Source organism: Halomonas sp. AOP7-B1-5, assembly GCF_052353045.1.
GTDB classification, from domain to species: Bacteria; Pseudomonadota; Gammaproteobacteria; order Pseudomonadales; family Halomonadaceae; genus Vreelandella; species Vreelandella colorata.
Genome location: NZ_JBQTDC010000006.1, coordinates 44,092 through 57,851, shown reverse-complemented (window position 1 = coordinate 57,851; position 13,760 = coordinate 44,092). Strand labels below are relative to the sequence as shown.

The window sequence follows — 13,760 nt, the reverse complement described above, 5'->3', positions numbered from 1 at the left end:
CCGTCCATTAGGGGGATTCGCTATGGCGAATAGCTTCACTTGCAATATCGTCAGCGCTGAAGAGTCCATCTTCTCGGGTACGATTGAGATGGTGGTTGCTGCCGGAAAAATGGGTGACCTGGGGATTTTGCCAGGTCACGCTCCATTGTTAACCGAGCTTCAGCCGGGTCCGGTACGGGTGATCCACGATGGTGGCAAGGAAGAAAACTTCTTTGTCTCAGGCGGCTTTATGGAAGTCCAGCCTGATGTCGTGACGATCCTGGCTGATGCGGCTACGCGTGCCAGCGACCTCAATGAGGCCGCCGCTGAAGAAGCGCGCAAAGAAGCATTGAAAGCCTTTAACGAGAAGTCAACAGAGCTTGACTATACTCGTGCGGCGGCAGAGCTTGCCGAAGCCGTTGCCCAGTTGCGTACGATTCAACAGCTGCGCAAAAAAGCGGGTAAAGGCTAAAAAACGCACTTAGCGTTCATAAAACGCTCCTTGAACCCGTGCTAGGGTTTAAGGAGCGTTTTTTTTGTCTGGTAGAATGATGGTTGTCAGCAACGTAGGAGGATAGCGATGGCATTGAATGATGAAACCTTGCAGGAACTAAAAGCCGAGTTGCTCGACGAGCTGGCCAAAGATGAACCCAGTAAGGAACGGCTTTCCGAACGATTAGCTGAAATTCGCTCCGCCGATATTGGTGAAGTGCTCGAAGAGCTGATCGAAGAAGACGAAGAGCTGCAGGCGGCACTATCGATTCTGGATGTGCTTTCTACCGAGCGTGCGGCAAATGTACTGGGCTACCTGCCTGGAGAAAGCCAGCTTGAAGTCGTTGGCGAATTAGGCGATACCCAGGTACTTAAACTGCTGGAAGAAATGGGCTCTGATGAGCGGGCCGATTTGTTTAACCTGCTGGGCGATGACCGACGCGAAGCGCTGTTACGGCGTATGGCTCATCAGGAGCGTGAAGACCTCAAACGGTTAGCCAGTTACGAAGAAGGAACGGCCGGCGCCATTATGACCTCTGACTATGTCGCCATAGCCAGTGGCATGACGGTGTCTCAAGCGCTGATGCGCGTGCGTCAAACGGCCCCAGACGCTGAAACGGTGTATCAGCTGTATATATTGGACAGTGACGGTGAGTTGATTGGCACGATGTCACTGCGCCAGCTGATGGTTGCACGTCCTGGGGCGGTGGTTGATGACATCATGATCAAGGATGTGATCAGCACCACGGTGGATGAAGAGCAGGAAGAAGTGGCGCGTATTGTGGCGCGTTACGATTTGCTTGCACTACCGGTGATTGATAACGATGGCAGGATGGTGGGTATTGTTACCCACGATGATGCCATGGATGTTGCCGAGTCTGAGGCCACCGAGGATTTCCATAAAGGGATGTCGATCGGTCAGCTAGAAGATGGTGTAAGCCGTGTACGGCTGTGGAGCCTTTATCGCAAGCGGGTTTTTTGGTTGGTATTACTGGTATTTGCCAACCTGTTTTCCGGTGCGGGTATTGCCTACTTTGAAGATATTATTGCCGCCCAGGTGGCGCTGGTGTTCTTCCTGCCTTTATTGATTGGCAGCGGCGGTAACGCGGGGGCTCAGGCCGCTACGCTGATGGTACGCGGGATGGCAACCGGCGATGTAGGGGTTAAAGATTGGAGTAAAATGCTCGGTCGAGAACTGCTGGTCGCTGGCTCGTTAGGGCTCACCATGGCGATTGCCGTGACCCCGATCGGTATTTTACGCGGCGGCAATGAAGTGGCCATGATTGTGGCACTAAGCATGGTAACGATCGTACTGTTTGGCAGCCTGATCGGAATGTGCTTACCCTTTGTGCTTGAGCGCTTCAAGGTCGACCCGGCTACCGCCTCCGCACCTTTGGTAACCACGTTGATCGATGCCACGGGCGTATTGATCTACTTCACCATTGCAACATCGATTCTCTCCCATACCTAGCGCTTGACGTGGGTACGGCCCTAACGCCGTACCCAGCCGCGGTTGATCAGCGGCGAAAACACCAGGTGATAGCAGCGCATGACAACGCGCTCATAAAGCGGCAGAACCAACCAGGCGCGACCAAGGCCGGTAAGTGCAGCCGCCACCGGTGCAAGCATCAACGCGCCTATCATGTCCTGAGGAAAGTGAATGCCCAGAAAGATTCTGGCCCAGGCGACCGGCAGGGCAAGTAATAACAGACAGTGCCCTATACGCCGGGTGGCATCAAACAGAGTCAGACTGAAAGCCATGGTCAGCATGATCGTCAGATGGTTGCTGGGAAAGGCGGGCGTGGCCGCATGCACCTGAAGGTATTCGCCCATAGGCACCATGAAAGGGCGTGGCATGGGCCACAGCGCGCCGATGGCCCAGCTTGCCGCTAACGCCATCACCGTTGCAATGAATGCTTCCAGTAGCGGACGTTTAAGCGTTTCATCGCCGAACAGCCAGCCGATGATGAGAAGCGCCGGTACCAGCAAGATAATATCCGAGGCGCACCAGTGGGCAATCAGCACAAGCCAGGCAGGCGAGTCGGGGGGCGAATTGAGTAGATCGAAAAGAGCCAGATTGAGCGCGTCCATGTCTTCCAGAGCATCATGGTTAATATAGAAGCAGGCTTTTTTGGCCTGCCGCGTACGCTTGCTTTAGTAAGCAGCGCGACGCTCTAGGACCGCGTTTATCGTTGATTGTTCTAAGATGCTCAACGCATTGAGCTACTGGCGGCTCGGGTGATGAACATGACCTCTACGTGTCCCAGCCATTCGATGTCACTGGCCAGGGCCTTCAGCTGGCTGGCCAGGCACTGGGGGGGTTGGTGAACCGCATCGTCAATGATCAGTGACACCGATACCTTGTCATCCAAATAGTGCAGCTGCAGCTCATTCAGCGTGCGCCACACCGGATGACGGTACCAACGCTCGTTAAGTGCAGCTTCTACTTCAGGGCGTAAAGGCAGGCCGGGCAAGCGGCTTGGATCGCCTTCCCCAGCATCATCCTCCGGGTCGACGTGGAAAATAACGTCGGTGAGCAGGGGGAATTCATGGCGCAGGCGGCGGCTGACTTCATTGCCGATTTCGTGGGCTTCAGACACGGTAATCTTGGGCCTGACCACCACATGCAGATCGACCATGACCCAGCCCGCCGATTGACGGGTACGCAGGTCGTGAACGCTATCCACCCCTGGCACGCTGCAGGCAACGTCGTGCATCTGGTGTTGAATGTCCTCGGGTAGGGCCGTATCGACTAATTCTCGGGCTGACTCCCAGAGTAAATCCCAGCCTACTTTACCGACCAATAAACCCACCACGATAGCCGCTACCGCATCCAGCCAGCCCAGACCAAACTGAGCACCAATCAATGCAATGAGAACGACTGCCGTGGAGAGGGCATCGCTGCGCGAATGCCAAGCATTGGCTTCAAGTAAGCGTGACTGGATACGCTTGGCCACCCGCATGGTATAGCGAAATATCCACTCTTTACTCAACAGCGCAATAAACGTAATGACAATGGCCCAGAGACCTGGGGCGGTCACTTCTGCACCACTGAATAAGCGGCTCAGGCTGGACCAGGCTATGCCGCCTGCGACGAATATCAGCACGCTGCCCAGCAGTAATGTGGTCAAGGTCTCTATGCGGCCATGGCCATAATGGTGGTCATCGTCGGGTTCCTGACGACCATAATGAATAGCCGCCAGCACGAAGCCATCGGTTACCAGATCAGACAGCGAATGGATGCCATCGGCAATCAGTGCCGCCGACCCAACAAGAAACCCCACTGCCACTTTGACAATGCTAAGCAAGCCATCTAACCAAGCGCCAATATAGGTGACGCGCTTGGCAATTTGACTATCTAGCTCGCGGCTGGGAACCACTGGCGTTTCAACGGTCTGAGTCATGTAATACCTGACGGGGGCGCGCTTTCAATGAAATAGGATTGTAGCGCAAAGCATAGCTATCTCTTAAGCCCTTTACAGGGAAGTATTCGCTAACGCGTAACGTCATACGACGGTGGCCATGGCGGACATTCGCCTGATGGAGGTGTATCCTTATGCGCCATTGTCATTCAATAAACGTTTTGATGTACAGGATGACCCATGGAGTGGTTACAAATACTGGTGCTTGCCGCGGTGCAAGGCCTGACTGAATTTTTGCCTGTTTCAAGCTCCGCGCATTTGATTTTAGTACCGGTACTTACCTCGTGGGAGGATCAGGGGCTCGCCTTTGACGTAGCGCTCCATGTGGGAAGCCTAACCGCCGTTATGGTTTATTTTCGTCAAGAAATCCTGCAAATAGTGCGCAGTAGTTTAGCGGTCGTCAAAGGCGGTGCCATTAACGAGGATGCTCGGCTAGGCCTCTGGATCGTCGTTGCTACCTTGCCCGTCTGTATTATTGGTTTCTTGCTCCAGGACATTATCTCAATCTATATGCGCTCTACGCTGATTATTGGTATCAGCCTTATAGGATTCGGGTTATTGCTGGGTTATGCCGACTATTTTAAACGCGGCACCAAAAGTGAATATCAGATGGGCTGGAAAGAAGTGCTGATTATTGGCTTCTCCCAGGCACTGGCTCTGATTCCCGGAACTTCACGTTCAGGCATCAGCATGACAGCGGCACTGATGGTGGGGATGAGCCGTGAAGGCGCTGCCCGTTTCTCCTTTTTACTCTCTATACCCGTTATCTTACTGGCCGGTGGGCTTGAGGCCATCAAGCTGTTACGCCAGCCTCAGGCTATCGACTGGTTGTCCCTGGCGGCTGGCACGCTGCTATCGGGTGTGATCGCTTATTTGTGTATCCATTTTTTTCTGGTGGTAATTAAAAAAATAGGCATGCAGCCCTTTGTCGTTTATCGCGTACTGTTCGGTGCGTGGCTTATCTGGTTCTTCCACTTTTAGAGCAATCTCATGATGTCATTACTCCCTGGATCGACACGGTTAATAGAAAAAGCAGCGCTGGTAATGGTGCTTTTGCTCTTGGTCGGCTGTTCAGAAAAGGATCGCCCGCTTGAATCGCCAGTACGTTTGGAAGGTGGCATATTTGGTACCTTCTACCAGGTATCCATTAGCGACCCTCTCACGCAAGGAGAGGCTGAGAAGCTGGAAACCGGTTTCCTGGCGGAGCTTGAAAGCGTCGATGCGGCCATGTCGACCTATCGTGATGACTCTGAGCTAAGCGTATTTAACCAAGCACCGCTCAACGAGTGGCAGCCGCTTTCCAATGCGCTTATTGAAGTGCTGGCGATTAGCCGCTCAATCGCGGAAGCCAGCAGCGGTGCGTTTGATATCACTATCGGTAATCTGGTCAACCTATGGAGCTTTGGCCCTGAAGCGCGCCCTAAAGAGATTCCTTCCGAGCAAATGCTCGCCCAGCGCTTGGCCCAAGTCGGCTTTGATGCTGTACAGGTGGATACCCAGGCTATGCAGGCGCGCCGTGAGCGCGATGTCTATGTAGATCTCTCCGGTGTCGCCAAAGGTCATGGCACCGATCGCGTAGCGGCGTATCTAGACCAGCAGGGCATAGAGGGCTATTTAATCAACCTGGGCGGGGATATGCTGGCACATGGCTACCGCGATGATAATGAAACGCCCTGGCGAGTGGGTATTGAAACCCCACAAGATGGCGCGCCTCAGGCACAGCATATTTTACCGTTGCATGATATGTCCGTTGCGACCTCAGGTGATTACCGCAATTATTTTGAGGTGGACGGCAGGCGCTTTGCCCATACCATTGACCCGCGCACCGGTCAGCCGGTCACACATAACCTGGCATCGGTATCGGTTTTTCACCCCTCCAACGCCTGGGCCGATGCCTGGGCGACGGCATTACTAGTCGTGGGTAGTGAGGCCGGTATGGAAATGGCATTAGCCAATAATCTTAGTGTTTTGATGTTGATACGCGAGGGTGATCATTGGCAGAGTATCGTAAGCCCTGCCTTTGTAGATTATTTCGGTGAAGCGCTGGTCGATGAGCTAGGCATCGAGCAATGGACGGCCCCTAACGAGAAGCTAGAACAAGGTAACTAGGATGCAAAAAGAACTCGATGTTGTGATTCTCGCGGCGGGTAAAGGCACGCGAATGCGTTCACAAATGCCCAAGGTGCTCCACACCCTGGCGGGCAAGCCCATGGTGGCGCACGTACTGGAGACGGCTGCTGGCTTGCGCCCAGAGCGTACTCACGTGGTCATCGGCCATGGCGCGGATCAGCTGCGTCAGGCATTGGCGGACGAGAACGTCACGTTTGCGGTACAGGAAGAGCAGAAGGGCACAGGGCACGCGGCTGCCCAGGCCTTAAGCCAGCTTGGCAGCGGAACCGTTTTGATTCTTTATGGTGATGTGCCGCTCATCCAGCGCGAAACGCTGTCAGCGCTTTTAGCCCATGTCGATGAGCAGCATATGGGGCTTTTAACCGTCACCTTAGATGACCCAACAGGCTATGGCCGTATCGTGCGTAATGACGCAGGCGAAGCGGTGGCTATCGTTGAGCAAAAAGATGCCAGTGACGCCGAGCGCGCTATTTCCGAATGCAACACCGGCATTATGGCGATGACCAGTGACCAACTAAAACGCTGGCTACCCAAGCTCTCCGCTGATAATGCACAGGGCGAGTACTATCTGACCGATGTTATCGCGATGGCTGCGGCAGAAGGTATCAAGGTATGCACCGAGCAGCCTGGCCGCGCCGTTGAAGTCGAGGGTGTGAATAATCGCGCGCAAATGGCGCGGCTGGAGCGTGCCTATCAAACGCATCTGGCTAACCAGCTAATGGAGCAGGGCGTAGCGCTAGCGGACCCGGCTAGGCTGGATGTACGCGGTAGCTTAACCTGCGGTCACGACGTATTTATCGATGTGGGCTGTATTTTTGAAGGCAAGGTAGAGCTGGGTGAAGGCGTACGCGTGGGCCCTTACTGCGTCATTAAAAACAGCACTATCGGCGCCGCAAGCACCGTTGATAGCCATAGCGTGATTGATCATACGGTAGCTGCCGGACATAACCAGATTGGCCCCTACGCGCGGCTACGCCCCGGTACACGCCTGGCGGTCAATGCCAAGGTGGGTAATTTTGTGGAAACCAAAAATGCTGACGTTGGCGAAGGCAGCAAGATAAACCACTTAAGCTACGTGGGTGATGCGCGCCTGGGGCGCAACGTTAATGTTGGCGCGGGTACGATTACCTGTAACTACGACGGCGCCAATAAGCACCATACCGAGATAGGCGACCACGTTTTTGTTGGCTCTAATAGCGCGTTGGTGGCACCGGTCACGATTGGCCGCGGAGCGACGGTGGGCGCAGGGTCGACCATTGCCAAAGATGTCAGTGAACATGCCCTTGCGGTGACGCGTAGTAAGCAGCTGGAAAAAGCCGATTGGCCGCGGCCCGTCAAGACTGCCAAGTAAGGTATTCGTCCAACAATCGCTGGTTAATACGTCCTAGGAGAACTGCTTATGTGTGGCATCGTCGCGGCGGTTGCGCAACGTAACGTGCAAGAAATACTGTTAGAAGGGCTTAAACGCCTCGAGTATCGAGGCTACGACTCATCTGGCATGACGGTGTTAGACGCTAAGAATGAACTCACGCGCCATCGTGCGCTAGGCAAGGTTGCAGCGCTTGAGCAAGCGCTGCAACAACAGACACTGCCGGGCACCTCGGGCATTGCACATACGCGCTGGGCAACCCACGGTAAGCCCTCAGAAGCCAATGCCCATCCACACCACAGTGGCCAGCAGGTGGCCGTCGTACATAACGGCATTATTGAAAACTACGAATATATTAAAGAGACTCTGCAAGCCAGCGGCTACACGTTTAGCTCAGAAACCGATACTGAAGTAATTGCTCACTTACTTTCTGACAAGCTGCAAAGTGGTTTTAGCCTGTTCGATGCCACCCAGGAAATTGTCAATGGTCTGGGCGGCGCCTATGCCTTAGGCGTTATGAGTAACAAGGAACCGGGCGTGGTGGTGGGAGCTCGTCAGGGCAGTCCTCTGGTGGTGGGCGTGGGGATCGATGAGGCATTTTTAGCCTCAGACCCGCTTGCGTTGCTGCAGGTTACCGATCGGTTTATCTATCTGGAAGAGGGCGACCTGGTCGAACTGCGCGAGAAAGGCGTTATTCGCATCGTGGATCGTGACGGCCATTCGGTAACCCGGCCCGTACACATCTTCGAGCATGGCGATGGGGCTGCCAGTAAAGGCGACTATCGCCACTATATGCTCAAAGAAATCTATGAGCAGCCCACGGTCATTCAAGCCGTTCTGGAAGGTCGTCTGAGCGGCAACAGCGTACTGATAGAGAGCTTTGGCCCAGATGCCCAGGTGCTGTTCCAGAAAACGCGCCAAATACATATCATCGCCTGTGGCACCAGCTATCATGCGGCCATGGTGGCACGCTACTGGCTTGAACGTTATGCCTGCGTACCGGTACAGGTTGAAGTGGCATCAGAATACCGTTATCGCCATCCGGTCGTAGCGGAAGGCAGCCTGTTTGTGACGCTTTCCCAATCTGGTGAAACGGCCGATACGCTGGCGGCCCTTCGGTTTGCCAAAACCTTGGGCTACGTAGGCACACTGGCAATCTGCAACGTGCCGGGAAGCTCTTTAGTGCGCGAGTCCGACATGACGTTGATGACCCGTGCAGGCCCCGAAATCGGTGTTGCTTCGACCAAGGCCTTCACTACCCAGCTGGTCGCGCTCATGCTGCTGACACTATCGGTCAGCAAGGCCAAAGGCCAGGAAGAGCACGTGGGTATTGTGGAAGCGCTACACACGCTTTCCAGCGTCTGTGAGCAGGTACTGGCGCTAGATGGCCAGATAGAAAAGCTTTCCCAAGCCTTCGCTGAAAAGCACCATGCGCTGTTTTTGGGCCGCGGTGCCCATTATCCGATTGCGCTGGAAGGTGCGCTTAAGCTGAAGGAAATTTCTTATATCCATGCTGAAGCCTACCCGGCAGGCGAGTTAAAGCATGGGCCGCTGGCGCTGGTGGATAGCGAGATGCCGGTGATTTCGGTCGCCCCTAATGATGACCTGCTGGAAAAGCTAAAATCCAACCTGCAGGAAGTCCGTGCCCGCGGCGGCCAGCTATTTGTATTTGCGGATGAAAACGTCGGTATTAAACCGCAAGACAATATTCAAGTGATTGAATTGCCGCATGTTCATGAAGCATTAGCACCACTGCTGTACACCCTTCCCCTGCAGCTTTTGAGTTACCACGTAGCGGTACTCAAAGGTACCGATGTGGATCAACCACGCAACTTGGCAAAAAGTGTTACGGTCGAGTAATCACGCAGTAATAAAAGTTAAGGCGGTATGCTAAAATTGCGCTGCGTTGGGTGTGGCAATTAGCCGCGCCCTATGCGCCTTAGCTGCGTTGCAGCACTTAGTTAGTGTGCTTATCATCGTAGCGTTCTCTTTCCTCAATCTGCCAGGATCCCGCTGTCATGAAACCACCAAACGCCCTTGCTCCCCGGCTCTCAGCCCGCCGGGTCGCTTGGCTGTTGATTGCTCTCTGCGCTGTTGTCTTCCCTTCCTTGTCTTACGCTGCTGCTGGTCCGCTTGATTTAACTCTCTCCGTTGCTGGTATTACCTGTGTTGTTATCTTCGTACTTGCCTATGCACTGGTAATGTCGGAAGAAATCCTTCACATGCGCAAATCAAAGCCTGTGCTGGTCGCGGCCGGTCTTATTTGGGCCATTGTGGCGTGGGTGTATGTGCAGGCGGGAATGCCGGAAGAGGCCGAAACCGCGTTTCGTGAAACGTTGCTGGAATACACCGAACTGCTGCTGTTCTTGCTGGTCGCCATGACCTACATCAACGCCATGGAAGAGCGACGTACCTTTGATGCGCTGCGTGCCTGGCTTGTGCGCAAGGGGTTTAGCTATCGCAGCCTGTTCTGGATAACTGGTTTTCTTGCGTTTGGTATTTCAGCCATTGCCAACAACATGACCACGGCCATGTTGATGTGTGCGGTGGTGCTCAAGGTAGCGGAAGGCGATAAAAAGTTTATCGGCTTATGCTGCGTCAACGTGGTGGTGGCCTCCAACGCAGGCGGTGCGTTTAGTCCATTTGGGGATATCACCACGCTGATGGTTTGGCAGGCCGGACAAGTGCCGTTTGGCGGTTTCTTTGCACTACTGTTGCCCGCAATCGTTAACTTCATAGTGCCCGCGGTGATCATGAATTTCTTCATCGTTAATCGCCAACCGGCAGCACTTACTGAAACCGTTTGGCTCAAGCGGGGCGCGCGGCGGATTATCGTGCTGTTTTTAATTACCGTTGCCATTTCGGTACTCTGCCACTCGGTTCTGCATCTGCCGCCGGCCATGGGCATGATGTTTGGTTTGGGATTACTTCAGTTCTTTGGCTACTATCTGCGCCGCAGCCTGCCACGTTCGCTGGAGCGCAAGCGGGAGCGCTATTCGCGCCGTGGCGACTGGAAGAAACTTGAGCAGCTAGGTAGCGTGGTACCGTTTGATATCTTTAGCCGTATTGCCCGTTCAGAGTGGGACACCCTGCTGTTTTTCTACGGGGTTGTGCTTAGCGTGGGAGGTCTTGGCTTTATGGGTTACTTAGCTCTGCTGTCTGAAACCCTTTACGGCGGCTGGAACCCGGTATGGGCTAACGTGGTGCTAGGGCTTATCTCCGCAGTAGTCGATAACATCCCGGTCATGTTTGCGGTGCTCTCTATGGCGCCGGATATGTCGGAAGGCAACTGGCTGCTGATTACCTTAACCGCTGGCGTAGGGGGCAGTCTGCTCTCCATGGGGTCAGCGGCAGGCGTGGCCCTGATGGGGCAGGCGCGCGGTATCTATACGTTTGCGGTTCACCTGCGCTGGGTGCCGGCTATTTTGCTGGGCTACGCGGCGAGTATCGCGACACACCTATGGATTAACGCGTCGCTTTTCTAAGTGATCAATTGGTACGGCATTAAAAACGCCCCTTACCGGTAACGGTAAGGGGCGTTTTAATAACAAAGCATCTAAAAAGCTAGCTGACAGACCAACCTTAAAAGCGTTTCACTAAACGACAAACTCAGACTTACAGGTCGTGGCCGGTAATAACCTGGCAGATATCTGCAAAACTGCGTGCCATGGGAACCACGGTGTTTACTTCCTTGCCGACTGCATTTTGAATATCGGTTGCTGAGATTAAGCCACGGATGGTCAGTTCATGCTGAGCATCGTGCTGGGTAATCAGTAGGTGCTGTTCGGTGACGCCTTCCATGATGAGCACAAGGTCTTCAATTGTCAGCGCGGAAAGCTGCTCATATGTCATGGCGCTAAGTTTGTTCCAGGGCGTCATGATCATGTCAGCAGTAATCTCGTTACGATCAAGGTTGCGCTGCTGCATGGCCAGGTTAATACGCCGTGTGCCGATCACTTCTTTAGAGGTCAGAATACCAATGCAGTGGTCTTTTTTATCGGTGACGAATAAAAGACGCACACCGCTGTAGCGCATTTTGAGATGCGCTTCATCGATCGGGGTATCTGCCACTACCGATTGTGGCTTCAGGCTTTGAAAGTCGGTAAGAACTTCTATGGCTGAGCTTTCAGTCGTTAAACGCTTGGCGCTCGGAGATGTCAGGCGCGGTGTTGAGCTGAATTGAATTAATGATTTAGGTGAAAAAGCCACTTGGTTCATCAGGGTACTCCCGTTATAAGTGGCCAATAGCTTTCTAACCATTGGCCTAGTACCTTCAGAGTCACAGCTAATTCTTATCAGAACCTTAAGGCATGAAAACTATTCTGAAGGCCCGTAACGTTTAAGCGTTACGTTAACGCGTAACCCCCCACTTGGCGCATCTTCGAATGCCAGCGTGCCATCATGTTGGGCGACGACCCGTTCAACGATGGATAGGCCCAGCCCTGAGCCTGCACCAGGGCCTGCGCGATGAAAACGCTCTGTTACCGCCTTACGCTCGCTTGGCGGAATCCCTGGCCCCTGGTCATCGACGATCAACGTGATGCTCTCCTCGGCAGCGTTAAGATATACCTGTATCGCACCCTTGGGCGGTGAGTGCTGTATGGCATTACCTACCAGATTCTGGATTAACGTCCCCAGCGCGCCGGGCACCTCGTCCAATGCCCACTGAGCCGTTTCATCGGCTTCTAGCTGCAGCGTCTGTTGCTGTTGCCGAGCCAGGGGAAGCAGTTTGGCAAGCGCGTCGCGAACCTCAAATAATGCGTCCACCGAGCGTAAAGGTGGGCTTTCCTCATCGGGGTCAAGGCGTGCCAGGGTGAGGAGTTGGCTGACCAAGTGCGTCGCCCGGGCGACCCCCTGGCGCAAGTAAACCAGCGATTCCTCACGATCCTGCGGGCTTTCAGCGGTTAACGCGTTTTGAGCATGTAGATCAAGTACGGCAAGCGGGGTGCGAAGCTCGTGCGCGGCATCGGCAATAAAGCGCTTTTCACGCTCACGCAAGCGTTGAATCCGCATCAATAGACGGTTAAGCGCGCCGGAAATAGTGGCCAGCTCATAAGGTAGTGGCGAGAGTTTAAGCGGCTGAAGGTTATGCGGATCCCGATTGCGAATCTGTTCCGCCATACGTGATAGCGGTGAAAGCCCCCAGCCGATACTCCACCACAGCAGCGTGGCCAGAACGATCAAACCGATAAATTCAGGCAGCAAGGTGCGCAGCGCTACCCGCCTGACCAGGCTCAAACGTACGTCATCCCGCTCGGCAACAATCACCCGCCGCGTGCTCTCGCCAAGCGGTAGCGTATAGGTTTGCCAGGTTTGTTCATGGTATTGCTGCCTGGAATAGCCTTTCTGGGCGGCGGCAAGGGGCACTAGCGGCGCATCGGCTGAGCGAAGCAGCAGCGTGTCTCCCTCCCAAAGCTGAAACACGAGCGCGTCAGGGGTGCGTGGTTCGGTCTGTAAGGTATTTTCCACACTTTGCAGTAGCGCCTGCTGGTAGGCGGGTGGAATCGGCGCCTGCATAAGCTCGCCTAAAAGGTTGGCGTGCCGGGCGAGGCTGGCATCGTGTAGCTGCTGGATTTCATGGGTGGCGTAGCGATAGCTGACCAGGCTGATCACCATAATACTGAGCAGAAACAGCAGCAGCGTAAGGCCTAGCGTGCGCCGACGAATAGAGTTCACCGATCGCCTCCGTGCGGTGTTTTATCCATCACATAACCAATCCCGCGTAGCGTGCGGATCACTTCGGGGAACAGCTTGCGCCGCAAATGATGGATATGAACCTCAATGGCGTTGCTTTCCACATCCTCATCCCAGCCATAAATCAGGCTGGTCAGCGTATCTCGGGTAAACACCCGGTCAGGGTGGCCCATAAACTCTTGCAGCAGGGTAAATTCACGCCGCGAAAGGACAATCGTTTTGCCCTGATAGCTGACGCTCAGTGTTAAAGGATCCAGCCGAATGCCTCGGCACTCCAGGTGGCTATCCAACTGCCCTTGACTGCGGCGTAGCAGGGCGCGAAGGCGCGCCTTTAGCTCTTCGACTTCAAAGGGCTTGACCAGATAGTCGTCGGCCCCGGCATCAAGTCCGGCAATACGGTCGTTAATACCGTCGCGAGCGGTCAGCACCAAAATAGGGATCTGGCTGCCGTGGCGGCGCACGGCCTTGATAATTTGCAAGCCATCCAGGCCCGGCAAGCCTAAATCGAGTATCACGGCATCAAACGGCTCGGACTCTTTAAGTGCTATAAGTGCACTATTGCCATTATCCAATTGATCGACCGTATAGTGCTCCGGCTTGAGCGCCAAGCGAATGCCCGAAGACAAGCTGGCATCATCTTCAACCAGCAATATGCGCATGGTGTCAGCTACTCC

At 54.3% G+C, this 13,760-nt stretch carries 12 protein-coding genes; 7 read left to right on the top strand and 5 right to left on the bottom strand.

Annotated elements, in window-relative coordinates:
• The first annotated feature begins 22 nt into the window (after window positions 1–22).
• Together ACT3XD_RS05185 and mgtE are read left to right on the top strand one after the other, a co-directional pair.
• Window positions 23–451 carry a F0F1 ATP synthase subunit epsilon gene (locus ACT3XD_RS05185; protein ID WP_192536783.1) on the top strand — a complete coding sequence of 143 codons (429 nt, stop codon included), beginning with the start codon at window positions 23–25 and terminating at the stop codon, window positions 449–451.
• 108 nt (window positions 452–559) lie between these two features.
• The gene (gene mgtE, locus ACT3XD_RS05180) at window positions 560–1,942 is read left to right on the top strand and encodes a magnesium transporter (RefSeq protein WP_192536784.1); all 1,383 of its coding nucleotides are present in this window, start codon (window positions 560–562) and stop codon (window positions 1,940–1,942) included.
• Between the two features lie 20 nt (window positions 1,943–1,962).
• On the opposite strand, the gene ACT3XD_RS05175 is transcribed toward mgtE, so the two are convergent.
• Entirely contained in the window at window positions 1,963–2,562 is a 600-nt protein-coding gene (locus tag ACT3XD_RS05175) for a phosphatase PAP2 family protein (protein ID WP_192536785.1), read from the bottom strand.
• A gap of 119 nt (window positions 2,563–2,681) precedes the next feature.
• On the bottom strand, window positions 2,682–3,875 hold the full coding sequence (locus tag ACT3XD_RS05170; RefSeq protein ID WP_018918441.1) for a cation diffusion facilitator family transporter: 1,194 nt from the start codon (window positions 3,873–3,875) through the stop codon (window positions 2,682–2,684).
• A gap of 198 nt (window positions 3,876–4,073) precedes the next feature.
• On the opposite strand from ACT3XD_RS05170, the gene ACT3XD_RS05165 reads away from it, so the two are divergent.
• From ACT3XD_RS05165 to nhaD, 5 genes are all read left to right on the top strand, one after another.
• Window positions 4,074–4,874, top strand: a complete 801-nt coding sequence (locus ACT3XD_RS05165; protein WP_192536786.1) for an undecaprenyl-diphosphate phosphatase — start codon at window positions 4,074–4,076, stop codon at window positions 4,872–4,874.
• Window positions 4,875–4,883: 9 nt separating this feature from the next.
• Window positions 4,884–6,002, top strand: a complete 1,119-nt coding sequence (locus tag ACT3XD_RS05160; RefSeq protein WP_412767939.1) for an FAD:protein FMN transferase — start codon at window positions 4,884–4,886, stop codon at window positions 6,000–6,002.
• Between the two features lies 1 nt (window position 6,003).
• Window positions 6,004–7,374: a bifunctional UDP-N-acetylglucosamine diphosphorylase/glucosamine-1-phosphate N-acetyltransferase GlmU gene (glmU, locus tag ACT3XD_RS05155; protein WP_192536787.1), complete on the top strand. Its 1,371-nt coding sequence runs from the start codon at window positions 6,004–6,006 to the stop codon at window positions 7,372–7,374.
• 48 nt (window positions 7,375–7,422) lie between these two features.
• Complete coding sequence (glmS, locus tag ACT3XD_RS05150; RefSeq protein ID WP_192536788.1) at window positions 7,423–9,252, top strand: glutamine--fructose-6-phosphate transaminase (isomerizing); 1,830 nt, start codon at window positions 7,423–7,425, stop codon at window positions 9,250–9,252.
• Between the two features lie 158 nt (window positions 9,253–9,410).
• Window positions 9,411–10,877: a sodium:proton antiporter NhaD gene (gene nhaD / locus ACT3XD_RS05145; protein ID WP_192536789.1), complete on the top strand. Its 1,467-nt coding sequence runs from the start codon at window positions 9,411–9,413 to the stop codon at window positions 10,875–10,877.
• A gap of 130 nt (window positions 10,878–11,007) precedes the next feature.
• On the opposite strand, the gene ACT3XD_RS05140 is transcribed toward nhaD, so the two are convergent.
• The 3 genes from ACT3XD_RS05140 to ACT3XD_RS05130 all read right to left on the bottom strand — a co-directional run bounded on the left by ACT3XD_RS05140 (window position 11,008) and on the right by ACT3XD_RS05130 (window position 13,745).
• Window positions 11,008–11,610, bottom strand: a complete 603-nt coding sequence (locus ACT3XD_RS05140) for a CBS domain-containing protein (RefSeq protein WP_192536790.1) — start codon at window positions 11,608–11,610, stop codon at window positions 11,008–11,010.
• Between the two features lie 99 nt (window positions 11,611–11,709).
• Entirely contained in the window at window positions 11,710–13,068 is a 1,359-nt protein-coding gene (locus ACT3XD_RS05135) for an ATP-binding protein (protein WP_192536791.1), read from the bottom strand.
• Window positions 13,065–13,745, bottom strand: coding sequence for a response regulator (locus tag ACT3XD_RS05130; RefSeq protein ID WP_018918449.1), 681 nt, complete (start codon window positions 13,743–13,745; stop codon window positions 13,065–13,067). The genes ACT3XD_RS05135 and ACT3XD_RS05130 overlap by 4 nt, the downstream gene beginning before the upstream one ends.
• Window positions 13,746–13,760 lie beyond the last annotated feature (15 nt).

Bases quoted from the DNA above. Each gene is read 5' to 3' on its own strand.
- glmS (WP_192536788.1), top strand. From the start codon at position 7,423: ATGTGTGGCATCGTCGCGGCGGTTGCGCAACGTAACGTGCAAGAAATA.
- glmU (WP_192536787.1), top strand. From the start codon at position 6,004: ATGCAAAAAGAACTCGATGTTGTGATTCTCGCGGCGGGTAAAGGCACG.
- mgtE (WP_192536784.1), top strand. From the start codon at position 560: ATGGCATTGAATGATGAAACCTTGCAGGAACTAAAAGCCGAGTTGCTC.
- ACT3XD_RS05170 (WP_018918441.1), bottom strand. From the start codon at position 3,875: ATGACTCAGACCGTTGAAACGCCAGTGGTTCCCAGCCGCGAGCTAGAT.
- nhaD (WP_192536789.1), top strand. From the start codon at position 9,411: ATGAAACCACCAAACGCCCTTGCTCCCCGGCTCTCAGCCCGCCGGGTC.
- ACT3XD_RS05165 (WP_192536786.1), top strand. From the start codon at position 4,074: ATGGAGTGGTTACAAATACTGGTGCTTGCCGCGGTGCAAGGCCTGACT.
- ACT3XD_RS05185 (WP_192536783.1), top strand. From the start codon at position 23: ATGGCGAATAGCTTCACTTGCAATATCGTCAGCGCTGAAGAGTCCATC.
- ACT3XD_RS05130 (WP_018918449.1), bottom strand. From the start codon at position 13,745: ATGCGCATATTGCTGGTTGAAGATGATGCCAGCTTGTCTTCGGGCATT.
- ACT3XD_RS05140 (WP_192536790.1), bottom strand. From the start codon at position 11,610: ATGAACCAAGTGGCTTTTTCACCTAAATCATTAATTCAATTCAGCTCA.
- ACT3XD_RS05175 (WP_192536785.1), bottom strand. From the start codon at position 2,562: ATGGACGCGCTCAATCTGGCTCTTTTCGATCTACTCAATTCGCCCCCC.
- ACT3XD_RS05160 (WP_412767939.1), top strand. From the start codon at position 4,884: ATGATGTCATTACTCCCTGGATCGACACGGTTAATAGAAAAAGCAGCG.